This window comes from Ruegeria sp. HKCCD7221 (assembly GCF_013031225.1).
GTDB lineage: Bacteria > Pseudomonadota > Alphaproteobacteria > Rhodobacterales > Rhodobacteraceae > Ruegeria.
This window is the reverse complement of record NZ_WPZE01000001.1, coordinates 499,132-524,051: the sequence shown is the minus strand read 5'-3', so window position 1 is coordinate 524,051 and position 24,920 is coordinate 499,132. Positions and strand designations below refer to the sequence as shown.

The 24,920-nt window shown below is 57.2% G+C and carries 24 protein-coding genes; 11 read left to right on the top strand and 13 right to left on the bottom strand.

Annotated features, from left to right (window positions below):
- Positions 1–110 precede the first annotated feature (110 nt).
- The gene (locus GOX73_RS02610) at positions 111–743 is read right to left on the bottom strand and encodes a cupin domain-containing protein (protein WP_171122928.1); all 633 of its coding nucleotides are present in this window, start codon (positions 741–743) and stop codon (positions 111–113) included.
- Positions 744–912: 169 nt separating this feature from the next.
- Between GOX73_RS02610 and GOX73_RS02605 the strand changes: the two genes are divergently transcribed.
- The 3 genes from GOX73_RS02605 to GOX73_RS02595 all read left to right on the top strand — a co-directional run bounded on the left by GOX73_RS02605 (position 913) and on the right by GOX73_RS02595 (position 3,987).
- Positions 913–1,908 (top strand): hypothetical protein, encoded by a 996-nt coding sequence (locus tag GOX73_RS02605; RefSeq protein ID WP_171134773.1) that lies wholly within the window; start codon positions 913–915, stop codon positions 1,906–1,908.
- Positions 1,909–1,980: 72 nt separating this feature from the next.
- Positions 1,981–3,273, top strand: coding sequence for an O-acetylhomoserine aminocarboxypropyltransferase/cysteine synthase family protein (locus GOX73_RS02600; protein WP_171122924.1), 1,293 nt, complete (start codon positions 1,981–1,983; stop codon positions 3,271–3,273).
- Between the two features lie 3 nt (positions 3,274–3,276).
- Positions 3,277–3,987, top strand: a complete 711-nt coding sequence (locus GOX73_RS02595; protein ID WP_171122922.1) for a GNAT family N-acetyltransferase — start codon at positions 3,277–3,279, stop codon at positions 3,985–3,987.
- Positions 3,988–3,989: 2 nt separating this feature from the next.
- On the opposite strand, the gene GOX73_RS02590 is transcribed toward GOX73_RS02595, so the two are convergent.
- On the bottom strand, positions 3,990–4,685 hold the full coding sequence (locus tag GOX73_RS02590; protein WP_171122920.1) for an SIMPL domain-containing protein: 696 nt from the start codon (positions 4,683–4,685) through the stop codon (positions 3,990–3,992).
- Between the two features lie 164 nt (positions 4,686–4,849).
- Here GOX73_RS02590 and GOX73_RS02585 point away from each other — a divergent pair, with 164 nt between their 5' ends.
- Positions 4,850–6,775 (top strand): hypothetical protein, encoded by a 1,926-nt coding sequence (locus GOX73_RS02585; protein ID WP_171134772.1) that lies wholly within the window; start codon positions 4,850–4,852, stop codon positions 6,773–6,775.
- A gap of 55 nt (positions 6,776–6,830) precedes the next feature.
- Here GOX73_RS02585 and hppD read toward each other — a convergent pair whose 3' ends face one another.
- Positions 6,831–7,928: a 4-hydroxyphenylpyruvate dioxygenase gene (hppD, locus tag GOX73_RS02580; protein ID WP_171122916.1), complete on the bottom strand. Its 1,098-nt coding sequence runs from the start codon at positions 7,926–7,928 to the stop codon at positions 6,831–6,833.
- Between the two features lie 147 nt (positions 7,929–8,075).
- Here hppD and GOX73_RS02575 point away from each other — a divergent pair, with 147 nt between their 5' ends.
- The gene (locus GOX73_RS02575; RefSeq protein ID WP_171121128.1) at positions 8,076–8,531 is read left to right on the top strand and encodes an Lrp/AsnC family transcriptional regulator; all 456 of its coding nucleotides are present in this window, start codon (positions 8,076–8,078) and stop codon (positions 8,529–8,531) included.
- Positions 8,532–8,550: 19 nt separating this feature from the next.
- A complete protein-coding gene (locus tag GOX73_RS02570) occupies positions 8,551–10,431 on the top strand; it encodes a monovalent cation:proton antiporter-2 (CPA2) family protein (protein WP_171134771.1) in 1,881 nt (626 codons plus the stop codon).
- 25 nt (positions 10,432–10,456) lie between these two features.
- On the opposite strand, the gene cobT is transcribed toward GOX73_RS02570, so the two are convergent.
- Positions 10,457–11,470 (bottom strand): nicotinate-nucleotide--dimethylbenzimidazole phosphoribosyltransferase, encoded by a 1,014-nt coding sequence (gene cobT / locus GOX73_RS02565; protein WP_171122912.1) that lies wholly within the window; start codon positions 11,468–11,470, stop codon positions 10,457–10,459.
- A gap of 31 nt (positions 11,471–11,501) precedes the next feature.
- Between cobT and cobS the strand changes: the two genes are divergently transcribed.
- Positions 11,502–12,314, top strand: a complete 813-nt coding sequence (gene cobS, locus GOX73_RS02560; protein ID WP_371808560.1) for an adenosylcobinamide-GDP ribazoletransferase — start codon at positions 11,502–11,504, stop codon at positions 12,312–12,314.
- On the opposite strand, the gene GOX73_RS02555 is transcribed toward cobS, so the two are convergent.
- From GOX73_RS02555 to GOX73_RS02530, 6 genes are all read right to left on the bottom strand, one after another.
- The gene (locus GOX73_RS02555; RefSeq protein ID WP_171122911.1) at positions 12,311–13,081 is read right to left on the bottom strand and encodes an ion channel; all 771 of its coding nucleotides are present in this window, start codon (positions 13,079–13,081) and stop codon (positions 12,311–12,313) included. The genes cobS and GOX73_RS02555 overlap by 4 nt on opposite strands.
- Before the next feature lie 114 nt (positions 13,082–13,195).
- The gene (locus GOX73_RS02550) at positions 13,196–13,711 is read right to left on the bottom strand and encodes a CarD family transcriptional regulator (RefSeq protein ID WP_170348382.1); all 516 of its coding nucleotides are present in this window, start codon (positions 13,709–13,711) and stop codon (positions 13,196–13,198) included.
- 283 nt (positions 13,712–13,994) lie between these two features.
- Complete coding sequence (gene fdxA / locus GOX73_RS02545) at positions 13,995–14,333, bottom strand: ferredoxin FdxA (protein WP_171121124.1); 339 nt, start codon at positions 14,331–14,333, stop codon at positions 13,995–13,997.
- 66 nt (positions 14,334–14,399) lie between these two features.
- Complete coding sequence (locus GOX73_RS02540) at positions 14,400–14,765, bottom strand: RNA-binding S4 domain-containing protein (RefSeq protein WP_171121123.1); 366 nt, start codon at positions 14,763–14,765, stop codon at positions 14,400–14,402.
- A 6-nt stretch (positions 14,766–14,771) separates the two neighbouring features.
- Positions 14,772–17,585 carry a helicase-related protein gene (locus GOX73_RS02535; protein WP_171122909.1) on the bottom strand — a complete coding sequence of 938 codons (2,814 nt, stop codon included), beginning with the start codon at positions 17,583–17,585 and terminating at the stop codon, positions 14,772–14,774.
- A 16-nt stretch (positions 17,586–17,601) separates the two neighbouring features.
- Positions 17,602–18,210: a tetratricopeptide repeat protein gene (locus GOX73_RS02530; RefSeq protein ID WP_171134770.1), complete on the bottom strand. Its 609-nt coding sequence runs from the start codon at positions 18,208–18,210 to the stop codon at positions 17,602–17,604.
- Between the two features lie 31 nt (positions 18,211–18,241).
- Here GOX73_RS02530 and GOX73_RS02525 point away from each other — a divergent pair, with 31 nt between their 5' ends.
- From GOX73_RS02525 to GOX73_RS02515, 3 genes are all read left to right on the top strand, one after another.
- The gene (locus GOX73_RS02525) at positions 18,242–18,532 is read left to right on the top strand and encodes an SCP2 sterol-binding domain-containing protein (protein WP_171121120.1); all 291 of its coding nucleotides are present in this window, start codon (positions 18,242–18,244) and stop codon (positions 18,530–18,532) included.
- Complete coding sequence (locus GOX73_RS02520) at positions 18,532–19,509, top strand: alpha/beta fold hydrolase (RefSeq protein ID WP_171122906.1); 978 nt, start codon at positions 18,532–18,534, stop codon at positions 19,507–19,509. Before GOX73_RS02525 ends, GOX73_RS02520 begins: the two co-directional genes overlap by 1 nt.
- Positions 19,510–19,575: 66 nt before the next feature.
- A complete protein-coding gene (locus GOX73_RS02515) occupies positions 19,576–21,396 on the top strand; it encodes a M3 family oligoendopeptidase (protein ID WP_171122904.1) in 1,821 nt (606 codons plus the stop codon).
- Here GOX73_RS02515 and GOX73_RS02510 read toward each other — a convergent pair whose 3' ends face one another.
- From GOX73_RS02510 to GOX73_RS02500, 3 genes are read right to left on the bottom strand one after another with little or no spacing between them, the layout of a single operon-like run.
- Positions 21,397–22,284 (bottom strand): DMT family transporter, encoded by an 888-nt coding sequence (locus GOX73_RS02510; RefSeq protein ID WP_171122902.1) that lies wholly within the window; start codon positions 22,282–22,284, stop codon positions 21,397–21,399.
- Positions 22,285–22,299: 15 nt separating this feature from the next.
- Positions 22,300–22,569: a DksA/TraR family C4-type zinc finger protein gene (locus GOX73_RS02505; RefSeq protein WP_171122900.1), complete on the bottom strand. Its 270-nt coding sequence runs from the start codon at positions 22,567–22,569 to the stop codon at positions 22,300–22,302.
- A 58-nt stretch (positions 22,570–22,627) separates the two neighbouring features.
- Complete coding sequence (locus GOX73_RS02500; RefSeq protein ID WP_171122898.1) at positions 22,628–23,602, bottom strand: Gfo/Idh/MocA family protein; 975 nt, start codon at positions 23,600–23,602, stop codon at positions 22,628–22,630.
- Between the two features lie 131 nt (positions 23,603–23,733).
- Between GOX73_RS02500 and GOX73_RS02495 the strand changes: the two genes are divergently transcribed.
- Complete coding sequence (locus tag GOX73_RS02495; RefSeq protein WP_171122896.1) at positions 23,734–24,915, top strand: dipeptidase; 1,182 nt, start codon at positions 23,734–23,736, stop codon at positions 24,913–24,915.
- The last annotated feature ends 5 nt before the right edge of the window (positions 24,916–24,920 follow it).

Here is a 24,920-nt window from a genome sequence, read left to right as displayed (position 1 = left end):
TGATTTTTTATCAATTGGTAAAATTTGCCAATTGATCAAAAAATGAAAAAACCGGGCCAAAAAGCCCGGCTTCACCGTTCTAATGCCTGTTTTTAAAGCAATCGCGGAATTCAGATCATCTGGTTCAGGTGGCCGGACTTCATCCAAACACGTGCGCCAGATGCCCCGGCTTGCGCGCTAGACTTCTCTCCGGGTGGTAGCCTGAGCCAGTCCCAGACCGCAAAATCCTCGGACGATTCCTGCACCGAGCCTTCGATTATGAACAGCTCAAGCCCTCCGGCAGCGTCCAAATCCACCGTTTCGCCGGGGCCTAACGTCAGAACCCGCACGTCCTCTTGCGCGTCTTTGAAGAGTTGCATGTTGCCCTCTCCGTTGATTGAACGCCGCACTTGGGTCCGGTCCTCGGGGTCGAATTGGTGCAGCTTGACCAATATCGTCGCTCCTTCCTTTGCCGAAGGCGTATGGGACGATGTCGGCGGGTTCCGCACGTAACTGCCCACAGGGAAGTCACCCGTTTCATCCTGAAAGACGCCATCCAGAACAAGGTATTCCTCACCCCCATCATGGGTATGCGCGGCAAACGCGCTGCCCGGTGCAAACCGAACAATCGTCGTCGCACGAGCGACCTCTTCGCCGATCCGATCAAGCATTTTCCGTTCAACCCCAGCAGCCGGGGACGCGACCCATTCGTTTTCGTCGAAATGAACTGCCACGCGCCTGGTGAAATCTGCGTTGACCCTCATGAGCCTTCTCCTGTTTCGTCCCGTGTCCAATAGATGGGCGTGCTGCCGCCAATTTCAAATTTCCCATTTCCGGTGCCGCGTGAACTCTGGTTTTGACGAGCCTTGCTGCGTACAGTACGTGCAACACAAATAATGCGCCAATGAGCGGCCAGATTCCGAAAGTCCCTCGATGCAGGCCAAGACCCCAAAGTTCAACGTCGTAATCGTCGGACAGAACAACCGCCTACAGTACGAGGCGCTTTTGTTTGCCGCTTCGTTGCGGCACAGCTCACCGGATTTTGCGGGCAGATTATTCGTTGCCTCACCCAATTCCGGGCCGCGCTGGTCCCAAGACCCCGGGCTACAAAACGAGGATGTACTTAAGGCTTTGAAGCAGTTGGACGCCGAGGTTTTGCCATTCGACAACCTCGTATTTGGTGAAAGCTATCCCAACGGCAACAAGATTGAAGCCTTGCTCGCGCTGCCCGAGGGTGAGCCGTTTGTGTTTTTTGACAGCGACACGCTGATCACCGGGGATCTGAACAGCGTCGCATTCGATTTTGATCGTCCAAGCGCCTCGCAAAAAGTCGAGGGGACATGGCCCCGCCCAACACTGTATGGACCCGGCTTTGATGGCATTTGGGGCGCATTGTACCGCCGGTTCGGACTGGATTTTGACAGCTCTTTGGACAGATCGCAGCCGCACGACTACTGGCGGCGGTATCTGTATTTCAATGCCGGTTTTTTCTTTTATCGGTGTCCCAAAGAGTTCGGAGAACGCTATCTGGAATATGCCCGCACCATCCGGGACGAAGACATCCCCGAACTGGCCGCGCAAACGCTGACCCCTTGGTTGGATCAAATCGCACTTCCCCTTGTCATCCATTCGCTTGGCGGAGGGCGTGACACCCTGCCCCAAGGTCTGCTGGATGGATCGGTGAGCTGCCATTACCGCCTGTTTCCACTGCTATACGCACGCGAGAGTAACCATGTGGTCGAGGTGTTAGAAACCGTCGTTGCACCGAACAAGATCAAGAAAGTGCTCAAGGGGTATGAGCCGATCAGAAAGCTGGTGATCCAGCGCAAAGGGCATAAGATCCGTCAGATGTTCGATCGCAACAACCTGCCCCAACGCGAACAAGTCATTCGCAACAGGATCAAAACTAGCGGCCTTTGGATGCGTTGACTGGGTTGTTGTGCGCAAGCGCCCAATCGCCTAGAGAGTCAGCAACACACATTCCAGAGGGAGAGTTCAACGATGTCAGACGGTCCAACCTACGGCTTTGACACGCTTCAAATTCACGCTGGTGCGCGCCCTGATCCGGCAACGGGGGCGCGTCAGACCCCGATTTACCAGACAACGGCGTATGTCTTTCGTGACGCAGACCATGCGGCCGCCCTGTTCAACCTGCAGGAAGTCGGCTTTATCTACTCTCGCCTGACCAACCCAACCGTGGCCGTTCTGCAGGAGCGTATCGCCACGCTGGAAGGTGGTGTGGGCGCTGTCTGCTGTTCTTCGGGCCACGCGGCGCAGATCATGGCGTTGTTCCCGTTGATGACTCCGGGCTGCAATATCGTTGCTTCGACGCGCCTTTATGGGGGGACCGTTACGCAGTTCAGCCAAACCATCAAACGCTTTGGCTGGTCCGCCACATTTGTGGATACGGATGACCTAGACGCGGTGAAGGCCGCCATCGACGACAACACCCGCGCGATATTCTGCGAATCCATCGCCAACCCAGGCGGATACGTCACCGATATCCGTGCGCTGGCAGATGTCGCCGACGATGCGGGCATTCCTCTGATCGTCGACAACACCTCGGCCACCCCATACCTGTGCCGCCCGATTGAGCATGGCGCGACGCTGGTGGTGCATTCAACCACCAAATACCTGACCGGCAACGGCACCGTAACGGGCGGCTGCGTTGTGGACTCGGGCAAATTCGACTGGTCGGCGAATGACAAATTCCCCTCGCTTGGCCAGCCTGAACCCGCCTATCACGGCTTGAAATTCCACGAGACGTTCGGTCCGTTGGCTTTCACCTTCCATGGCATCGCCATTGGTCTGCGCGATCTTGGCATGACGATGAATCCGCAGGCCGCCCATTACACGTTGATGGGGATCGAAACCCTGTCGCTGCGGATGGAGCGCCATGTCGAGAACGCTCAGAAAATCGCGGCCTGGCTCGAAGCGGATGACCGGGTGGAATACGTGACCTATGCAGGGCTGCCCTCGTCGCCTTACAACGACCGGGTCAAGGCGCAGTACAAGAAGGGTGCTGGCGCGCTGTTCACCTTTGCTGTCAAAGGTGGGTATGACGCCTGCGTCAAGCTGGTGAATGCGTTGGAAATCTTTAGCCATGTGGCCAACCTGGGCGATGCACGGTCACTGATCATCCACTCGGCCTCGACCACCCACCGCCAGTTGACCCCCGAACAGCAAGAGGCCGCAGGTGCCGGCCCCGGCGTTGTGCGCGTATCCATTGGGATCGAAGACGCCGGCGATCTGATCGCTGACCTGGATCAAGCACTGGCAAAAGCGTCGGCCTAAATCATGGTCGAGCACGTAACGAACGACTTGGGCCAACCCATCGGATTGCCGGTTTCGGGCGAGTTTCCACGCCCGACTCCGCCCTACATGCCGATGGAGGGGCGCTATTGTTCGGTCGTGCCACTGGACGTGAACCGGCATGCGCCCGGATTATACCGGGCGTTTGCCAACGATACTGACGGACGGAACTGGACCTACCTGCCATACGGTCCGTTCAAGGCCGAAGAAGACTTTGAAGTTTGGGCGCGTGCATCGTGTGTGGACGCTGATCCGATGTTTCACACGGTACTGGATCACGAGGGCACCCCGGTTGGGATGGCCTCGTTCCTTCGGATCGACCCCGCTGCGGGCGTCATCGAGGTTGGGCACATCCACTTTTCGCCGCTATTGCAGCGCAAGCCGCCCTCGACCGAAACAATGTTTCTGATGATGCGCCGCGTGTTCGATGAGCTGGGCTACCGGCGCTATGAATGGAAATGCGACGCACTGAATGCCCCGTCACGCAGCGCGGCCGAACGTCTGGGATTCACATTCGAAGGGATTTTCCGGCAGGCCGCGCATTACAAGGGGCGCAACCGGGATACGGCTTGGTATTCCATACTCGACACTGAATGGCCCCGCGTCCGTTCAGCGTTCGAAGCATGGCTGTCGCCCGACAATTTCGACCAAACGGGCCAGCAACGCCAATCGCTGCAGGCCCGCGCCAAAAGCTAGGGTTACTCTGAAATTCCGAACTCCATCGAAACGGTGACAGAGATCGAGATTTCCCCGCCTGCGACTGGCACTCCACCGGAATCCGCCATGTTGAACTCGCGCATTTGCGCGGCAGGCCGGACGCTCGCCACCTGCTCATTGATCGTTTGGACCGGACCCAGTGTCAGGTTCGCAGCTTGTGCCAATTGTTCAGCCTTGGCGGTCGCTTCGGCCACGGCCTTGGCGCGCGCTTCGGCCTCAAGGGGTTTCGGGTCTTTGACACCGAAACTGAGGCCGCCGAAGTCATTAGCCCCGTCCTGAATAACAGCGTCCATGAGCGATCCAAGCTGCGAAAGGTCCTGAACACGTACGATCACCCGGTTCGAGGCGACAAATCCCGTGATCTCTGCCTTTTCTCCGGCCTGGTTGCCGCGCCCGGACCACACAGGCGACAAAGAGATATCTCGGGTCTGGATATCCTGCGCTTCTACTCCCAGTTCCTCCAACCTGCTGAGGATCTGAGATACAGCGTCCGACGTGGCCTGCATCGCGATTGACGCTTGCGCATCCTCATTCGTGACACCCAGATTGATCGTCGCCATATCCGGGGCCGTCTGAACGGTGCCAGCGGCGGCGACTGAGATGCGACGTTCTTCCGCATGTGCCATTCCCGCAGTGGTCATGGCCAGCACGACGGCCAGAAAAGCAAGGTTCTTCAAGGTCTTCCCTCCAAATTCATTTATACTAAGATGGGGTGGCAACGGTCTGCCGAACAAGGGGAAGGATTGGCTTTTTCTTTCCCTCGGCGGGATCCTGCTTTAATGTCAGTCTGCGGACGAGACATCGACCGCGTTGATGATGACAATTGTGGTTCCTCCGGAATATGAAACCTGCCTTTGCGCTGTCTTTTTCTTCTGCCGGGATTTCTTTGCACCACTTCGCGGACGATGAATGGTTCTGCGTTGGCGAAGTTTCCTTGGATGTGGAAGACCTGAACGCGCAGATCGAAGACCTGCGCAACAAGGGTTTCGCGCTGGAAAACGACCTGAGTTGTAGGCTGATCCTTCCAACTGATCAGGTCCGGTTCCTTTCTGTCGAAACCGATGCGTCCGATCCTGCCGGGACGGAGCAACGGGTTCGCAACGCTTTGTCCGAGGCAACGCCCTATGAACTGGACGAATTGGCGTTCGACACCGTCAGCAGCGGCTCAACCACTTATATCGCCGCGGTCGCCAAGCAGACCCTGAAAGAGGCGCAGGCATTTGCTGCCGATCACGGGTTCATCCCGGTAGAATTTACAACACAAGTGGACGATCTGGACTATCCGGCCGACCCTCTGTTTTCCTTGGCAGACCAACCGATTGCGCACCCTACCGCCCCCATCACCGCAGAGGAGCCTGACGGCCTTGCGGTTCATGCTATAGCCGCATCTTCGACCCCGGCTGAGTTCCGCTCGGCCCCGTCGCAAGCGACCGCTGGTCAAGGTTCTACTGCAGGAATGAAACTGCCCCAAGGCCTTGCGATTCCATTGGCAGCAGCGGCGGTGATCGCGGTGGTTTTGATCGGTTGGGGCGTTTTCGGCTCTGATGGCGATGTGCCTTTGGATACGGAACTTGCCGACGTACAGGAAGAACCGGTTGAACCTGTGCCGTTGCCTTTGCAAACCGAAGCTTTGGACGTCGAAGAATCGGAAACGGCAAGCGTCACCCTACCGGAACCCAAGGCGCCGCCGGCAGATGAAGACTTGGCGGGTGAGATTTCCCCAACCGACGCCGCGATCCTTGAGGCGTTGAACGAAACACCGACAGACGCCGCAATTCTTGAGGCGCTAAAAATCGCCCCGACGGTCGTTGAAGATGTCGCAAAAGACCCAGAGCCGGAGCCCGTACAGGTACATGCCAGTGCACGGATCGTCGTCCCCGCCCTCCTGCCTGAGCCCGAACCCGCCGTACCTGAGACGGTCTATCTTACGTCAATAGACAAATCCGATCTTTCGCGGGATGCGATCGCCTTGCCGGAGGTCGACAGCTTTGACACAGACACCCCGTTTGAGCAGGTCGCCGACCCGACCAAGCCCGGCACGCGTTTCGATCTGGACGACCGGGGGCTTGTTGCGGCCACAGTGGACGGCACACTGAATCCCGATGGCATCGTGGTCTATTTAGGGCGCCCAGCGAAGGTGCCGCCAGACGTTCCGGTTCGCTTTGAACAAGAACCCATCGTCGAAGAACTGACCTCGCGTTTGGCAGAGTTACGCCCGAAACCCCGGCCCAGTGACTTGATTGAGCGCTTCGAGCGTCAGCAATTGGGTGGACGAACGCGCGAAGAACTGGCCAGCGTCAGGCCCAAGCTGCGCCCCAAATCTGTTCAAGAGCGGCCACAGGTTGATCACACGCCAACGGCGCTGGCGGTGGTGCGCGTACCGCGCCCCAAACCGCGCCCGGCAGGGCTTATTCAAAGACAGGAAACAAATACGGCCCGGTTGGGGTCAGCCGCAGCAGTTCCACAAAATAACGATGAGGCGGGTTCTTTCCAGGCACGGGCCGTTGCTCCGAAAATTCCGTCTTCTGCATCGGTTGCCCGTCAGGCGACAATCGACAATGCGATCAACCTGCGCAAACTTAATCTGATTGGCGTCTACGGCTCCCCGGCAAACAGGCGCGCGCTGGTGCGGCTTCCCAGTGGCCGCTACAAAAAGCTGAAGGTCGGGGATCGGCTGGATGGCGGAAATGTGGTCGCCATTAGTGACAGCGAGTTACGCTATCAAAAACGCGGTCAGAACGTGACCCTTCGAATGCCACGAAGCTGACGAAAAGGCTCAGAGGCTGAGTCGCACCCTCTGAGCCTTACGTTAGCCAGTCCTTTTAAGCCGCGGAAATCTCGCCGCTTTCGATCTGCTCACGCTCGATGGATTCGAACAGGGCCTGGAAATTACCTTCGCCAAATCCATCGTCACCTTTGCGTTGAATGAACTCGAAGAAGATCGGACCGATGACGGTCTTTGAGAATATCTGAAGCAGAATGCGGGTCTCGCCCCCATCCAGAACACCTTCTCCGTCGATCAGGATTCCGTGTTTCATCATCTGGTCCAGCGGCTCTTCGTGATCAGCGACCCGATTTGTAGACATCTTGTAGTAGGCTTCGTTCGGCCCGGGCATGAATTTCAAACCCTTTTCCGCGATTGCATCGGTCGACGCGTAGATATCTTCGCTGCCCACGGCGATATGCTGAATGCCTTCACCCTTGTACTTTTTCAGGTACGACACGATCTGGCCCGTTTCGCCACGATCTTCATTGATCGGAATGCGAATGCGTCCGCAGGGCGACGTCAATGCGCGGCTGAAAAGGCCCGTGAACTTGCCCTGAATGTCAAAGAAACGAATTTCGCGGAAGTTAAACAGATCACCGTAGAACTTGAACCATTTGTCCATGTTGCCCTTGTAGACATTGTGCGTCAGGTGATCGAGGTAATAAAACCCGTCACCGCGCGGCTTTGATTGCTTGGTCCAGGTGAATTCTTCGTTATAGGGCGAGGTATCGTAATACTGATCAATAAAATAGATCAGCGACCCACCAATCCCCTTGATCGCAGGGACGTTCATTGTCTTGTCTTCGGCGTCATAAGGCTCTGCCCCTTTGACCACAGCGTGCTCATACGCTTTTTGGGCGTCCACTACCCGCCACCCCATCGAAGGCGCGCAAGGGCCGTGCTCGGCGACAAATTTTGCGGCAAAGCTATCTTCGTCTGCGTTCAGGATATATGTCACATCCCCCTGTTGCCAGAGTTCAACCGCCGGTTTGTCCTTGTGATGCCCAACCAGTTCGAACCCCATCTTGGCAAACAGGTCGCGCAGTTCCTGAGGATCGGGGTGAGCAAACTCAACAAACTCGAACCCGTCGGTTCCGGCGGGGTTTTCAGAACTGATGACAGATTTCGGGGCGTTGTGCGGGAAAGGACCCATGGCGCGTCTCCGTAAATAACAGGAATTTCTTTGCTGATTCCAAAATACGCCTTATCCAATGCTTTTTCTGCGCATTGTTTTCGTGTAACCTGATATAGAACGCGCGATTTGCGCATGGTTTACGAATATTTTAGAGAATTTTCGCATATGCTGGACTCCACCGACACACGCCTTTTGTCCGAGCTGCAGAAGAATGCGCATTTGACTGCGCATCAGTTGGGGGAAATGTTGAACCTGTCGCCTAGTCAGGCAGGGCGGCGACGGCAAAGGCTTGAGGCTGAAGGCTATATCACAGGCTATGCTGCCCGGCTGGATCCGCTGAAATTGGGACTACAGGTTCAAGGCTTCATACAGGTTCATCTGGGCACCCACGGCCCCGAGCAATCCGAAAGCTTTTCCCGCATGGTCGACACCCGCCCAGAGATCACCAGCGCGTGGACGATGACTGGAGAAGCGGATTATTTGCTCCATGTTTATTGCGACGATCTTTCTGCCCTGAACCGCTTGCTTCACCAGGTGATACTGCCGCATCCTGCAGTAGCCAGAGTGCAAAGCCAGATTGTGATGGACCAGCTCAAGCGCGACGCGCCGCTGCCCACCTGACCCGAACGAAAGGACCAAAATGGACGACTTCCTTTATCAGGCGACAATCTATCTGGCCGCCGCGGTGATCGCCGTGCCTTTGTCGGCCCGTCTGGGTTTGGGATCTGTTCTTGGATATCTGGCAGCCGGGATTGTGATCGGCCCCGTGTTCGGCCTTGTCGGGGCTGAAACAGAAAGCCTGCAGCATGTCGCTGAATTCGGCGTCGTTATGATGCTGTTCCTGATCGGGCTAGAGCTTGAGCCGCGCGCCCTTTGGGATATGCGGGACAGGCTGTTGGGCTTGGGTGGTCTGCAAGTCCTGCTATCGACGGCTGTGATCGCGGGTGTTGCTATTTATGCAAACCATCCGTGGTCTGTTGCCCTGGCCGTTGGATTGACCTTGTCTTTGTCTTCAACGGCGATCGTCTTGCAAACCCTTTCGGAAAAGGGGTTGATGCAAACGAACGGGGGGCGCGCCACCTTTTCCGTGCTTTTGACACAGGACATCGCGGTTATCCCAATTCTGGCGTTGCTGCCGCTTTTGGCCATGCCTGCCATGCCTCATTTCGAAGGTGACGGCTCTATCGACCGTGGGGTGAAGGACCTTCACGATACCGCGCATCACAGCTTGTCGCTGGTTGAAGGGCTACCGGGTTGGGCCGTGACGCTTGTCACCATCGGCGCGGTTGCATTTGTCATTCTTGCCGGGATTTACCTGACGCGCCCCTTGTTCCGCTTTATCCACGCAACCCGTCTGCGCGAAATGTATACGGCGCTTGCCCTTATGATCGTCGTCGGCATTTCCTTCCTGATGACCCTCGTGGGCCTGTCCCCTGCCCTTGGTGCGTTTCTGGCCGGCGTGGTTCTCGCCAGCTCAGAATTCCGTCACGAGATGGAAAGCGATCTGGAGCCGTTCAAAGGCCTGTTTCTTGGCCTGTTCTTCATCACGGTCGGCGCCGGAATTGATATCGGTTATTTCTTCAATGACCCGTTTGATCTGATCGGGTTGGCCTTGCTGGTCATCCTGGCCAAAGGGATCATTCTGTATCTGGTTGGTCGCGCATTTAAGCTGCGGGGACGTGATCACTGGCTGTTCACCTTAGGTCTGGCACAAGCTGGTGAGTTTGGCTTTGTTCTTCTGGCCTTTTCGACCCAGCAGAACGTGATCCCCCCGGACCTGTCGCAAAAACTGTTGATGATCATCGCGTTGACGATGCTGATCACACCGCTTTTGTTCATCATCTTCGACCTGCTCTCGCGGCGTATCGGCGAAGGAACACCAACCCCTGAACCGGATGAGATCGACGAGAAAGGCCCAGTGATCATTGCAGGCATCGGTCGCTTTGGTCAGATCGTAAACCGTTTGGTGCGCGCCAGCGGTTTTAAGACGATCGTTTTGGATCACGACATCGAAACGATCCAGCTTATGCGCCGCTTCGGGGTCAAGGGGTTCCTAGGCGACCCCACCCGACCCGAACTTTTGCGGGCCGCGGGGCTTGAGAAAGCTGCGGTTCTGGTTGCGGCGATGGACGATCCAAAGACGGTTACCCGTCTTGTCAGTTTTGCACGCCGCCAGCGCCCCGACCTGCACATCGTCGCGCGCGCGCATGATCGTACCCATGTTTATGAGCTGTACCAGGCCGGCGCGGACGATATCGTGCGCGAGATGTTCGACGGATCACTACGTGCGGGCCGGTATGTCCTCGAAAATATCGGACTTAGTGAGTACGAGGCAGCCCACGCTGAACAGACCTTTTATCACCACGACAGGATGTCCGTCCGCGAGCTTGCTGAACTTTGGGTTCCCGGAATGCCGACGGCTGAAAACAAGAAATACATCGAACGCGCACAGCAACTGGAAAAAGACCTTGAGACCGAGTTGCTGGAGCTTTCCGAAAAACACGCGAAAAAGTCCGCCTGATCCGTCATGGATCAGGCTGCATTGATCACCCGTCCGACACGCCTGCCTCGGCAAATGTCGCCATTCCGGAATGGCAGGCCACGGCGCTTTTCAGGATATTGATTGCCAACGCCCCTCCAGAGCCTTCGCCAAGACGCAGGCCAAGGTTCAAGAGCGGCTCTTTACCCAACTTTGCCAAAACGGCCCCATGCGCGCCTTCGGCACTTTGATGGCCTGCTACGGTGTGTTCCAACGCGCCTTTGACCGTCTCAGCCAAACAAGCTGCGGCAGCAGAACAGATGAACCCATCCAAGATGACAGGAATGCGCAATGCACGGGCGGCAGCGATCGCTCCGGCCATGGCCGCGATTTCCCGTCCCCCAAGTCGGCGCAGAATTTCCAGACCATCGCCCGTGCCTGCATGCAAGGACACACCTTCGGCGACGACCCGTGTCTTGTTTGCAAGACCCGCATCGTCAACGCCGGTTCCACGCCCGGTCCAATCGGACGCCTCGCCGCCGAACAACGCACACGCAATCGCAGCCGCCGGGGTGGTATTTCCTATCCCCATCTCGCCAACAACCAAAAGGTCAGCATTGGGGTTCACCGAGCTCCACCCGGTTTGCAACGCCTGCAGCAACTCATCTTCCGACAGGGCTGGTCCGGTTGTGAAATCCGTTGTCGGGACATCCAGATTCAGCGCGTGTACGTCCATGGTGGCACCGGCGGCCTTGGCCAATTGGTTGATCGCCGCTCCGCCATGCTCAAAATTCGCAACCATCTGAACGGTCACTTCAGGCGGAAAAGCTGATACACCCTGCGCAGTGACCCCATGATTGCCAGCAAAAACGATGACCTGAGGCGCGGTTATCTGAGGGCGCGCATCTTGACGCCATCCGGCATACCAGATCGCCAGATCTTCCAGCCGCCCCAACGCTCCCGGTGGTTTTGTCAATTGACCGTTTCGTTCAGCCGCACCTTGCGCGGCATCATCGTCAGGACCGGGGGCCCCGCTCAGAGCTTGACGAAAGGAATTCAGATCGGTCAGTTCGGGCAGCATTCAAAGCCTCGTTGCATCAGAGTGGTCCTGCGTGTTTAACCAAAGCGATCAATCCGGCAAGACCCAGAAAGGCATGGGAGTGCAAAAAACCGACACCAACCTCGTTTCCAGATGGGATATTCCTGTGGCGCTGGTTCTTTTGACACGCCTACCGCTTCCGCGACTGCCTGAACACGTTTTTGAACGCCAGGCAGATGCGGCCTGGGCCTTCCCTGTTGTTGGGCTGGTCGTCGGCCTACTTGCCAGCGCTATCGGGTGGGCCAGCGTTGCAGTAAACCTTCCGCCCTTGGCCAGCGCAATACTCGTCATTGCCGTTCTGGTACTGTGCACGGGTGCCATGCACGAAGATGGGCTTGCGGACACGGTAGATGGGTTTTGGGGAGGGTTTACCCCCGAACGACGGCTTGAAATCATGAAAGACAGCCAAATCGGAACCTATGGCGTCCTGGCTCTGTTGATATCGCAAGGCCTGCGCGTCGTTTTGATAGCGACGCTGCTGTCCCAGGGTGGCTTGTCGGGCATCTTAGCCGCATGCATCGTTTCCCGCGCAGCGATGCCGGTTTTGATGGCCTCACTTCCAAATGCACGGCGCGCGGGCCTAAGCCACTCGGTCGGGGCACCCAGTGCTGGTTCAGTCGCATTGGGCGCGTTGGTTGCACTGGTATGTGCGATGGTTTTGGTAGGTGCCCCAGCAATGGCCGCGATACTGGTTATTGCCATATGCCTGTTTGTTATCGCCGTTGTCGCAAAAGCCAAGATCAGAGGCCAAACCGGAGATGTTCTGGGCGCAACGCAACAAGTGTCCGAAATCGCATTCCTGCTGGTTCTGGTCGTAGCGTCCTAAGAAACGCCTCCGGTTTCGATTTTCAGAACTTCGCCGCAATGCTTGCAATGCACTGCGTCGGGATCATGGCGAAACAGACCACAGCTTGGGCACTTGTGGCGCACTTTCTGCGGCATAAAGATCGCTTGCGCCAAACGAACAAACAGCGCGACGCCAACAACCATAATGAATACTGAAAACAGCTTCCCCCCCGGTGTCGCCAAGGTGATGTCACCAAAACCGGTGGTCGTCAGCGTTGCCATCGTAAAATACAGCGCGTCGATATAGGCAGTCTGACTCTCCTCGGGGATAAAAAAGACCAGAACAGCGGTTGAGGTCACGAACACGAACACCAACAGGTTAATGGCCGCTATCACGGCGTCTTCGTGGGTTCGGAAGAACTCAACATCACGGCGCAAATCTCTGAGCAGGTGATAGGAGTGAATCAATCGCAACGCGCGCAGAATACGCAGGAACGCCAGATTGCCGGAAACGAAGGGATCCAGCATCAACGAAATGATCACGACCAGATCAGCAAGCGTGTAGACCTTGAAGAAAAGTTTCCACCGATCCTTTGATATCCAAAGCCGCGCCGAGAAATCGCACAGGATCAAAAGCCCAATAGACATGCTCAGAACCGTCAGCCCCGGCCCGTGCGGAACATGTGCCGTAGCGACAAAGAACACGATCGTCACCAGATCAAACAGGATCAGCCCATAGCGGAACCAGACGGAGATCGGATCGCGCCCGATATAGAGATACTTGAGGGTCTGCTTTACCTTGGCCATGTACCCGCCTCTGTTTACAGGGAAATTACCCTCAATCAGGCAATTCACCAAGCGCTCGGGCACGAAAAAGGCCGCCCTGTTACCAGAGCGGCCTTAAATCGACATTCTGCGAGGTCAGGCGGCGGCTGCGCGCGAGGTCAGAACCTCATCCACTTGTTTGGCGGCAGACACTTCACCGGCGCCGGAAACAGCGGCAACTTCACGGGTCAGACGTTCCAACGCGGCTTCGTAAAGCTGACGCTCGGAATAGCTCTGCTCACGCTGGTCATCGGTGCGGTGCAGGTCACGAACCACCTCGGCGATCGAGATCAGATCGCCCGAGTTGATCTTTTGTTCGTATTCCTGCGCACGACGCGACCACATGGCCCGCTTTACCTTGGCCTTACCCTTTAGGGTCTTCATCGCCTGACTGATCACATCGGGCGAACTCAGCGAGCGCAGACCGGATTCGGTGACCTTGTTGGTTGGGACCCGCAGGGTCATTTTGTCTTTTTCAAACGAGATGACGAACAGCTCAAGCGAGTATCCCGCGACTTCCTGTTCTTCGATCGAGATGATCTGACCCACGCCATGGGCAGGGTAAACAACGTAATCGTTCGGGCGGAACTCAAGCTTTTTCGACTTAGACATACAGGTTCATCCTTGTTTCCAGAGCAAAGGACAGACAAAACAACACACCAGCCCGCGCCATCTTCGGCCCGGTCAGGCGGTGTATTTGTCAATAAATCAGAACTCCAAAGCGCACATACTTACGGAGCACATCCCCAACTCAGTCATCATTCAGCTTTCGAGTATATCACAAAACTGAGACATACGAAAGCAGCACAGTTCAGGTGCCTTACAAAACTATTTGTGTCCAATAGCTTAGGCGGTATTTCCGATATTGACTGACCGGTTGATAAAAACGAATCGGTTAGCCGCCCTCACCCGGAGCTTCAGAGAAATACTTCTCCATCTTACCTTCTTCGCCGTCACGTTCTTCGGCCTCGGGCAGCGGGTCCTTCTTGGTTACGATCACCGGCCACATTTCCGAGTATTTCCGGTTGAACTCGACCCATTGATCCATCCCCGGCTCGGTATCGGGACGGATGGCGTCTGCAGGGCATTCGGGTTCACACACGCCGCAGTCGATGCATTCATCGGGATGAATGACCAACGTGTTCTCACCTTCATAGAAACAATCCACCGGGCATACCTCGACACAGTCGGTGTATTTGCAGCCAATGCAGTTTTCAGTGACAACGTAGGTCATGGTCGGATTCCCGTTTGCGCTTTGGGCGTCTAGCTAAATCAGTCTGGCGTCAGCTTCAAGATAGGATCAGCTATCTTGAGTGCGAGAAAGATCAAGAGCACGCCGATCTTTCTTGGTTGGACGACCTTTTCCCTCGAACCCGGGATTTCGTGGCGGTGTGTCCTGTTTTTCGGTCAAATCAACATAAAGCGTTTGAGCTTCGGTCGCAGGCCCGCGACGATCACCCAGCTTTTCCACGCGGACAACCCGAACGATGCGACCCTGCGGGAAGGTTAATACATCACCGGTGCCGATGGCTGTCGCCGGTTTCAGCACCCGGTTGCCGTTAACGCGCACATGGCCGCCGCTGACCTGTTTGGCAGACAGGCTGCGGGTCTTGAAGAACCGCGCCTGCCACAACCATTTGTCGATCCGCAGCTTGCTCTCGGACATCCGCGCTTAGTTGCCGTCCTTCAGCCCCATCAGCGCAGCGGCGAAGGGATTGTCGGGATCAATGGCTTTTTCTTTCTTGGGCGGACGGGCCGAGAAAGACTTCGCGCCCTGCGGCTTGCCACCCTTCTTGCCGTGTGGTTTTCCACGACCGTCCTGAGGTTTCCCACGCGGCTTGCCCTTACCCTGCCCCTGTTCACGGCGCGGGCCGCGGTTCGGCTGGCGCTGACGGCCCCATGTGAAGGTATAGAAGACCTCAACCTCGGGCTCTTCGCTTGCGGGTTCTGCGGCCGGGGCCTCGGCTGTCGCCTCGGTGCTTTCCGTGGCCTCGGCTGGCACCTCGGCGGATACAGTTGCATTATCTGTCGCGACTGCATCTGCCGGGGTTTCTTCGGCGGCAGGTTGCTCGGGCGCATCTACCGCAGGTTGTTCCGCAGACGTGACTTTGATCTTTTCACGCTCGCCACGCTCGGCCTTATAGCCCAGACCCTGCATCAGGTCGGCGAATTGTTCCAACGTCATGCCGGTGATCGACAGCATGTCGGGCTTGGCTTCGAACCCGCCCCGGCTGTCCTCGGACCGCAGCATATCGGCCAGACGCTCCAGCATGTCGATGCGGATCGAGCGTTCACCTGCGTCACGATAGCCGCACATTGTGTCATAGCCTTTGGGCGCATCCTTGGCGACCGGCACAGTGACCAGGCCCGGAGGCGGTGCCTCGGGGAATTCCTGCAGACCACTGGACAGCGCCCACAGCACCAGACGCAGGCGCGTCGGCGCGGGTTTCAGCAGCAGTGGCATGAAGATGGTGAACTGACCAAAACGGATGCCGTGCTTGCGCAGCGCACCGCGAGCGTCCTGATCCAGATCCTTGACCTCTTGCGCGACCTGCGCGCGGGGCAGCACGCCCAAAGCTTCGACCATGCGGAAGGCAAAGCCTTTGGCCAGACCGGACAGTTCCTCGTCCCGCGACAGGTTCAGCAGCGGCTCGAACAGCGCGGCAACCTTACGGTCGATGAAGTGTTGCAGACGGCGCTGCACCTTCTGTTCAACGTCAGGGCCTGCGGCTTCGTCCACGAAGACTTCAACCATGGGCTTGAGTGGCTCAGCCCCGGCGACCAACTTGCCGACAGCATATTCGCCCCACATCAGGCCACCTTGTTCGGTGAAATCAATTTCGGTATCGGGCGCGTTGTAGAAGCGGTCGGCACGCAGATGGAATTGCGGCGCGAGAGCCTGCAAGGACGCCGATTTCAAGGCTTTCGCCTCGGCCCCCTGCGCGGCTTTGTCCGGAATGAACCGGAACCCTTCCAGACGACCGACGAATTCGCCTTCGACGGTCACTTCACCCTTGTCATTTACTTCGGCCAAAAGGGCCTCCTTCTGTTTGAGCCGCCGCAGCAAAACGGATGTGCGCCGGTCCACAAATCGTTGGGTCAGACGGTCATGCAAAGCGTCCGACAGCCTGTCTTCTACAGTGCGCGTTTCCTCACGCCAATGGGATTCGTCACGCACCCATCCGTTTCGTTGCGCAACATATGTCCAGGTGCGAATATATGCCAGCCGTTTGGACAGTGCATCAATATCTCCGTCTGTCCGGTCAATCCGGCGGATTTGCCGCGCCATAAAGTCATCAGGGATCGACTGACGTTCATGCAGATAGCCGTAGATCACCTCGAGCAGGCTGGCATGTTCGGCATGGCTGATGCCGCGAAAATCGGGGATTCGGCAGACATACCACAGCAGACGGATGGATTGCGGATCGCTGGCGCGGGCCATGACCTCGGTCACTTGTGACAGCGATTTCAGCACGTTCAGGTCGTCGGCCGGGCGCGCCTTGAGCAGGTTTTCATTGTCCGGGCCAACCTCAAGCGATGTGATCAGCGCCTCGATCGAGCCAAACCGCAGGGCGGCATTCCGCCAGTTCAGCTTTTTCATCGGCGTAAAGCGGCTGTCCATGATCGCCTGCGCCACACCTTCATCCAGCGGCGGGGCCTCGCCCGTGACGCCGAACGTGCCGTCCGACATGCCACGCCCTGCCCGGCCAGCGATCTGGGCCAGTTCGTTGGGGGCCAAGGGTCGCATCCGCCGACCGTCAAACTTGGTCAGCGAGGAAAACGCCACATGGTTTACATCCAGATTCAGCCCCATGCCGATGGCATCGGTGGCGACCAGATAATCGACCTCGCCATTCTGATAGAGGTCCACCTGTGCATTCCGCGTGCGCGGGCTAAGCGCGCCCATGACGACCGCCGCCCCACCCTTTTGACGGCGCAGAAGTTCCGCAATGGCATAAACACTATCGACCGAGAACCCGACGATGGCGCTACGAGGAGGCATCCGGCTAATCTTTTTCGACCCGGCATAAACAAGCTGAGACATGCGTTCGCGCCGCACAAACTGCGCCTCGGGGACCAACGCCGCGATGGGGCCGCGCATTGTGTCCGAGCCCAGAAAAAGCGTTTCGCTTGTGCCGCGCGACCGCAACAGGCGATCGGTGAAGACATGGCCGCGCTCGGGGTCGGTGCAGAGCTGGATTTCGTCGATGGCCACAAAATCAGCGCCCATGCCCTCGGGCATCGCTTCGACGGTGCAGACCCAATACTGGGTGCGCGGGGGCACAATGCGTTCCTCACCCGTGACCAGCGCCACGACAGACGGCCCGCGAATGGCAACGATCTTGTCATAGACCTCGCGTGCTAGCAGGCGTAGCGGCAGACCGATCACACCTGTCCGGTGACCCAGCATCCGCTCGATCGCGTAATGGGTTTTACCTGTGTTCGTCGGGCCAAGTACGGCCACAATTCGGGATGACCCGCTCACTCTTGCCCCCTGCCCCTTAGAGGGCCGAGCCCTCGACCTGAGGCTTCAGTCGATTCACGGCATTGGTTACTTCTTCGTGATGGGGATGTATAGCCAGCGCGCGTTCATAAGCCGCAAGCGCCTTATCAGGCTGACCGACAATCTCGAAAATCAAACCCAAGCCGTAAATCGCCTCGTAATTGTTGGGATTTAAAGTCAGGGCCTGCTCCAGATCGGCCGCAGCCATTCCAAAACGCTCGATCCCGAAAAACGCCGAGGCACGGACATGCCAGCCCTCTGCGAACTCGGGCGCGTGGTCGGTCAAAGCCGTCAAGTGATCAATCGCTGCCTTTGCGTCACCGTCGTCCAATGCCTCACGCCCGCGTTCCAGCAACAGGTCCGCCGAAGCAGACCCTGACAAAGCCCACAGCGCCTTAAGCTGCCGGTCTAACCCCAGCGCCTGTTCCGGCGTCGACTGCGCCAGTTGTTCAAGCAATTCGGTTTCGTCCCGGGAATCGGCGGTCTGAGCGACACAAGGAATGGAAAACGTGACTAGCATTGCGGTTGCCGCAACGATACCTTTGAGATTTGTGTAATTAGTGCCCATAACAACGTTCAGTGTAGCGTAGCGCAGAAGGATGTCCATTCCTCGCGCTCAAATCAAAGTGAGGAGAATCATGAGCGACACTCTGGAGAAAGCCGCAGCAGCGCTGAACGAAAAACTGGACGGCAGCGGTTTTGGCGCATCGGCCAAATTTGCCATCGAAGGTCTTGGTTCGATTGTTCTGGACGGCAGCGGTGCACGCGTTGGCGATGAAGAAACCGACGTCACCATGAGCGCGGATGTCGACACGTTCGAACAAATTCTCAGCGGTGAGCTGAACCCGACCGGTGCGTTCATGGCCGGCAAACTCAGCGTTGATGGCGACATGAGTATCGCCATGCAGCTAGCATCGGCTCTGGCCTGATGAAAATGTCGCCGGCCCCTTTGTTTGAAGACGTTGCCGGCGCACCCTCTGGCGGTGTGGCGCACTGGTTGGACACCGAAGATGGCGTGCGCATTCGCGCCGCCCATTGGTCGCCCAAAGACGAAGCCCGCGGAACGGTAATGATATTCCCGGGGCGAACAGAATATATCGAAAAATATGGCGAAGCCGCATCTGAATTTGTGGGCCGTGGGTATGCTGTTCTTTCTGTTGACTGGCGTGGTCAGGGGCTGGCGGATCGCCTGCTGGATGACAATCGTGTTGGACATGTCGACAAGTTCACCGATTACCAACACGACGTAAGGGCCGTTCTTGATCTGGCCCAGCGTCAGAACCTGCCAAAACCCTGGTATGTCATCGGCCACTCGATGGGCGGTGCAATCGGTTTGCGGGCGGTACTGGAAAACGACTGCTTTGCCGCCTGCGCCTTTACCGGGCCGATGTGGGGAATCTTCTTTACACCGCTGATGAAACCTCTTGGCCGGTTGACGGCTTATTGGGGACCTCGTTTTGGCCTTGGTGAAAAGACACCTCCAACTACGTCGCTGGATAGCTATGTTCTGTCCCAACCCTTTGACGGCAATGTACTGACCCGCGATCCTGACATGTACAAGATGATGCAGGATCAACTGGTCGCGCATCCTGAGCTGACATTGGGTGCGCCGTCGACCATCTGGCTGCGCGAGGCGCTGGATGAGTGTTCGTGGCTGATGGCGCAGACCGCCCCTTCCACCCCTTGCTTGACCTTCCTTGGCTCGCATGAGCAGATCGTCGACCGCAAGGCGATCCGTGCGCGTATGGCGAATTGGCCAAATGGAACTCTGGTCGAAATTCCAGACGGTGAACACGAAGTGATGATGGAAGCGCCGGATGTCCGCGGCCCCGTATTTGACCAGCTTGCAGCCCATTTCGGCGCAGCCAGCACCGACCCTGAGGCAAAAGCGGCCCTGTCGAGCTAAGACCCTGCTTGTGATCCTTGAGCGTCGCGCCTAGATGTTTGCAAATGCAGATTTTCGAGGTGATCCATGTGCGACCTTCCCTTTCCCGTCCGTGACGCAAATGCAGTCGGAGGAGCCGACAATCTTGGCGACCTGCCGGAATGGGACCTGACGGACCTTTACAGCTCTGAGGACGCGCCTGAACTGGCTGCCGATCTGGAATGGCTGGAAGGGGAATGTACTTCTTTCGCCGCCGATTACGAAGGTAAGCTGGCTGATTTGGATGCCGACGGCCTGCTGCAATGCGTTCTGCGCAACGAAAAGATCAACGCGATAGCCGGACGGATCATGTCCTTTGCCGGGCTTCGCTATTACCAACTGACCACGGATGCCGAGCGCGCAAAATTCCTGTCGGACATGCAGGAAAAGATCACGATCTTCACCACCCCGCTGGTCTTCTTCACATTGGAAATCAACCGCATCGACGACGAAGTGCTGAAGACGCATTTCGCGGAGAATGCTGATCTTGCCCGGTATGAGCCCGTATTCCGCCGTATCCGCGCGATGAAACCCTATCAACTGTCTGATGAACTGGAAAAGTTCCTGCATGACCTCGGTGTGGTTGGCGACGCATGGGAACGTATTTTCGACGAAACCATCGCCGGACTGACCTTTACGGTCGACGGCGAAGAACTGAACATCGAAGGCGCATTGAACTTCTTGACCGAGCAAGACCGCAACAAGCGCGAAGCAGCAGCACGAGAGCTGGCCTCGGTCTTTCAGGACAACATCAAGACCTTTGCCCGCGTTCACAACACGCAGGCCAAGGAAAAAGAAATCGTGGACCGCTGGCGCAACATGCCGACCGCCCAAACCGGTCGCCATCTATCAAACGATGTCGAGCCTGAGGTGGTAGAGGCGCTGCGCGAGGCGGTTGTGGCCGCTTATCCCAAGCTGAGCCATCGCTATTACGAGCTAAAACGCAAATGGCTGGGGCTGAACGTCATGCAGGTCTGGGACCGCAACGCACCGCTGCCGATGGAAGATACGCGCGTCGTAGGCTGGGACGAAGCCGAGAAAACGGTGATGAACGCCTATAACGCATTCGATCCCCGCATGGGTGAGATCGCGGCCCCCTTCTTTTCCAAAGGCTGGATCGACGCGGCGGTGAAGCCGGGCAAGGCGCCCGGTGCGTTTGCACATCCGACCGTGACTGACGTGCACCCCTATGTGATGCTGAACTATCTGGGTAAACCTCGCGATGTGATGACGCTTGCGCATGAGCTGGGCCATGGCGTTCATCAGGTACTGGCTGCGGATCAAGGTGAGATGTTGTCTTCGACCCCGCTGACTCTGGCCGAGACAGCGTCGGTGTTTGGCGAAATGCTGACCTTCCGCAAGATGCTGGATCAGGCCGATACGCCAGAACAGCGCAAGGTGCTGCTGGCCGGAAAAGTCGAGGACATGATCAACACGGTCGTCCGCCAAATTGCGTTTTATGACTTTGAATGCAAACTCCACGCAGCCCGCCGCGAAGGTGAACTGACGCCCGACGACATTAACGCCCTTTGGATGAGCGTTCAGGCCGAAAGCCTTGGGCCCGCGTTCGAGTTCATGGAGGGGTACGAGACCTTCTGGGCCTATATTCCGCACTTCGTCCACTCGCCCTTCTACGTTTACGCCTATGCGTTTGGCGATGGATTGGTCAACGCGCTCTACTCGGTTTACGAAAGCGGATCAGAAGGGTTCGAGGACAAGTACTTTGAAATGCTGCGCGCAGGTGGGTCAAAGCATCATAAAGACTTGCTGGCCCCTTTCGGGCTGGACGCGAGCGATCCGAAGTTCTGGGACAAAGGGCTAAGCATGATCTCGGGCTTCATCGACGAACTGGAAGCGATGGAAGACTGATCACGTCTGTTTCTTGGTCGTCAAAAAGACGGCGATCACAATCAGTACAGCACCTGTGGCCGCGATTGGCGTGATCGCGGCCCCCAAGAATATCGCCGCATTGATGAATGTGAACACGACCGAGGCCGCGAACATGAGTGTCGCGGTCAGAGTAGAGACACGCGCAGCAGCCTCGTACCACAGATAATATGCCAACGCCGTCGGCAAAACACCAAGAAGGATCAGGAACACAAGGTCTGTTGCCGTCGGCACCTGCATGGACAGTGCCGCGAATGGTAGCAACAGCAGTCCCGAGCACAAGAATATCCCGAATAGAAAATGCAAACGCTCGCCAGTGGATTTCGAGTTTCGCATTGCCCGGCTGCTTGCGATCAGGAATACCGCCCAACTCAGGCCCGCGCCGATTTCAAGAATATCGCCGAACAACGGTTCGCCACCGCCCTGAAAATCTTGAAAAACGGTCAGAAACACGCCCAAAATCGCGAGGCCCGTCGCCAGAACATCGGTTCGGGTAACGGGTGTTTCGGCGAAAAAGTACAAAAATACCAACACGAAGAACGGTGCCGTGTTCTCGAGCACCATGGCATTTGCGGCCCCGGTATGTTCCAGGCCTATGTGAAAGAGGATGTAGTTGATAACGGTGGACAAGACAGCAAGCTGAAAATAGCGATCGTGCCATCGGACTGACACCGGAACGTTCAAAACACGCAGCAGGCCATAGATCGCCAGCGCAGCAATAAATAGGCGTGATACGGCGATCTGCATTCCACCAAGATCTTTGGTCAGAAACCGAACGATGACACTATGCGTGCCCCACAGGAACGCCGCCATAAACCCCAAAACCAGCCCGTTTTGCCATATCGACTGCTGGGTGCGGATGTCGGACAAGCGGCACCTCCGGCGTTATTTAAGCTGGCTGTCTTTCGACCCGCGCCGATTGATCCCAACGCGCGACTTGTAGGTCCCGTCGCGGTCTTGCTGACAACCCAGACACAGTTTCACGCCTGGAATGGCGGCCCGCCGCTTTTCAGGGATCGGTTCTTCGCACTCAGCGCAATGGGTCAGGCTTTGCCCCACAGGGCGCTTTTGGGCCTGCATGCGGGCAAGCTCGTCTGAAATTGACGCCTCGATCTGTTCACCAACCGCGCCATCGCGCGCCCAGCCGCCAGCCATTTGCACTCTCCTCATCCGGTACCCGACAGGTTAGTCCAGTTGCGCGGCGGCGTGCAAGTCAGAGGGGTTCCGCGCCCTCGAAAACGCGGTCTATAACCTCTTGCGTGCCGCGCGAGAATTCAAGTGAGCATGGGTAATCTGCACCGTCACGGACCGATCGGCAGAACGCTTCGACCTGCAGCTTGTAGTGATCGTCGCCGGGAAAACGCGTGACCTGCACTTCCAGACCGGGGCGATGCAATTCCACGCGCGCCTCGCCGAAAACCCGCGCGTTGAACGGTGCCGTAAGGCGGATTACACCCCCTTCGCCGTGAAACACCATTTCCTGATGCGGATGCATTCGGATGGAGACATAGCTGGAATAGGTGAAATCCGGGAACTGCGCACGAATTTCGGTAAAGGCATCGATGCCGTCTTCCCAGCGGATTGCGGACTGCACCGAAACGGGTTCCTGCCCCGTTGCAAACCGGGCACTTCCGATTACGTAGACGCCGATATCGCGAAGGCCACCGCCGCCAGTCTCAGCCCGATTTCGGATGTTTCCGGTGTCGGTGCGATTGTCGAAACTGAATGCGCCGGTCACATGCGCCAGCTTCCCAATCGCTCCGTCCGCAATAAGATTGCGCGTGAACTGCCACTGGGGGTGGTGCACGATCATATACGCTTCGGCCGCGAGCAGCCCAGTTTGGTCACGTTTTGCAATCAACGCATCGAATTCAGCGGCCTGCATCGTCATCGGCTTTTCGCACAATACGTGCTTGCCAGCCTCGAGCGCCTTCAGGCTCCATTCCACGTGCAGATGATTGGGCAGCGGGATATAGACGGCCTCGATGTTCGGATCCCCCAACATCGCCTCATAGTCTTCATAGACTTTCAGATCTGGGCAAAACGCCTGAAACGGCTGGGCTTTTTCTGCGCTGGACGTGGCAAGCCCGGCTAAACGCGAACCATTTGCCGCATGGATCGCCGGAGCCATATAGCGACGCGCGAAATTGGCAGCGCCCAAAACGCCCCATTGAACAGGTTTTTGCATGTGTCTCCTCCCAATCCAGTCTCAGCCGGCCCGTGCCGCCGTGACCTCTTTATCAACCAGTGGACGTTAAGTCAGGCTTTTCTCGGCAGGCATTCTCCGTAACCTAGCGCCAACAACGAGAGGGAGAGCAAATGCGCAGGTTTTTCAAATGGGTTGGTATCCTGATCGCCGTCACGGTGGTTATAGGGGCGTTGGTTTTCTTCGTGTTTCTACCACCTTACATCGAAGCGGAACGCAACAATGTTATTGCGCACGCCCCCTACGATGTGACGAATGATGCCGCCGCCTTGCACGAGACCCTCATCGTCGGTGATCTTCACGCCGACCCATTGCTGTGGAGCCGGGACCTGACTGAGCGTGGTACACGCGGACAGGTCGATATCCCGCGCCTGATCGAAGGAAACGTGGCCCTGCAGGTTTTCACCGCTGTAACGAAATCCCCGGCGGGCCAGAACTATGAAGCCAATTCCGCGGAGTCGTTTGACAACATCACCCTTCTGGCCGTCGGTCAGTTATGGCCGCTGCGTACATGGGGCAGTCTGAAGGAACGCGCGATATATCAGGCAGAAAAGCTCCACCAGTTCGAGGCCGCGTCCAATGGCCAGCTTAAAGTCGTTAAGACACGCGGTGATCTGGAACAGGTGCTTGAAGCGCGCGCCGCGGGCAAGCCAATCGTAGGCGGAATTCTGGGCATCGAAGGTAGTCATCCACTGGAAGGTGATTTGGCCAATCTCAATGACATTTTTGACGCCGGGCATCGGGTGTTCGGGCTTCACCACTTTTTCGACAACGAACTGGGTGCATCGCTTCACGGGCAGGCAAATACCGGACTGTCAGATTTCGGGCGTGAGGTCGTAGCAGAGTTGGCAGCGATGCCAGTTGTGATCGACCTTGCGCATTCCAGCCCGCAGGTCGCGCGGGACGTGATCGCAATGACAGACGTCCCCCTGATCGTCAGCCACGGTGGGTTGCATGGGTTCTGCCCCGTCAAACGGAACTACCCTGACGATCTGATGCTGGATATTGCCGAAACCGGGGGCGTCATCGGCATGGGATATTGGGCGGACGTCACCTGTGGGGACATCACGCCAACCGGTATCGCCAAGATGATCAAGGCCGCCGTTGAAACGGTTGGCGAAGACCATGTTTCGCTTGGGTCAGATTATGACGGTTCGGTCGAGACCGCGTTTGACACATCCGAACTGGCGGCTCTGACCTCTGCCCTACTTTACGAAGGGTTGACCGAGGATCAAATCCGCAAGGTGATGGGCGGAAACATGGTGCGCGTGTTCAGGCAACAGCTTGCCCAGTAACAAAA

Coding starts and splice junctions, on each gene's coding strand:
- GOX73_RS02550 (WP_170348382.1), bottom strand. CDS start 13,711: ATGTCTAAGTCGAAAAAGCTTGAGTTCCGCCCGAACGATTACGTTGTT.
- GOX73_RS02585 (WP_171134772.1), top strand. CDS start 4,850: ATGAAACCTGCCTTTGCGCTGTCTTTTTCTTCTGCCGGGATTTCTTTG.
- GOX73_RS02540 (WP_171121123.1), bottom strand. CDS start 14,765: ATGTCCGAGAGCAAGCTGCGGATCGACAAATGGTTGTGGCAGGCGCGG.
- GOX73_RS02495 (WP_171122896.1), top strand. CDS start 23,734: ATGCGCAGGTTTTTCAAATGGGTTGGTATCCTGATCGCCGTCACGGTG.
- cobT (WP_171122912.1), bottom strand. CDS start 11,470: ATGCTGCCCGAACTGACCGATCTGAATTCCTTTCGTCAAGCTCTGAGC.
- GOX73_RS02600 (WP_171122924.1), top strand. CDS start 1,981: ATGTCAGACGGTCCAACCTACGGCTTTGACACGCTTCAAATTCACGCT.
- GOX73_RS02530 (WP_171134770.1), bottom strand. CDS start 18,210: ATGGACATCCTTCTGCGCTACGCTACACTGAACGTTGTTATGGGCACT.
- GOX73_RS02555 (WP_171122911.1), bottom strand. CDS start 13,081: ATGGCCAAGGTAAAGCAGACCCTCAAGTATCTCTATATCGGGCGCGAT.
- GOX73_RS02605 (WP_171134773.1), top strand. CDS start 913: ATGCAGGCCAAGACCCCAAAGTTCAACGTCGTAATCGTCGGACAGAAC.
- GOX73_RS02500 (WP_171122898.1), bottom strand. CDS start 23,602: ATGCAAAAACCTGTTCAATGGGGCGTTTTGGGCGCTGCCAATTTCGCG.
- GOX73_RS02525 (WP_171121120.1), top strand. CDS start 18,242: ATGAGCGACACTCTGGAGAAAGCCGCAGCAGCGCTGAACGAAAAACTG.
- GOX73_RS02570 (WP_171134771.1), top strand. CDS start 8,551: ATGGACGACTTCCTTTATCAGGCGACAATCTATCTGGCCGCCGCGGTG.
- GOX73_RS02610 (WP_171122928.1), bottom strand. CDS start 743: ATGAGGGTCAACGCAGATTTCACCAGGCGCGTGGCAGTTCATTTCGAC.
- GOX73_RS02595 (WP_171122922.1), top strand. CDS start 3,277: ATGGTCGAGCACGTAACGAACGACTTGGGCCAACCCATCGGATTGCCG.
- GOX73_RS02575 (WP_171121128.1), top strand. CDS start 8,076: ATGCTGGACTCCACCGACACACGCCTTTTGTCCGAGCTGCAGAAGAAT.
- GOX73_RS02505 (WP_171122900.1), bottom strand. CDS start 22,569: ATGGCTGGCGGCTGGGCGCGCGATGGCGCGGTTGGTGAACAGATCGAG.
- GOX73_RS02515 (WP_171122904.1), top strand. CDS start 19,576: ATGTGCGACCTTCCCTTTCCCGTCCGTGACGCAAATGCAGTCGGAGGA.
- fdxA (WP_171121124.1), bottom strand. CDS start 14,333: ATGACCTACGTTGTCACTGAAAACTGCATTGGCTGCAAATACACCGAC.
- GOX73_RS02520 (WP_171122906.1), top strand. CDS start 18,532: ATGAAAATGTCGCCGGCCCCTTTGTTTGAAGACGTTGCCGGCGCACCC.
- hppD (WP_171122916.1), bottom strand. CDS start 7,928: ATGGGTCCTTTCCCGCACAACGCCCCGAAATCTGTCATCAGTTCTGAA.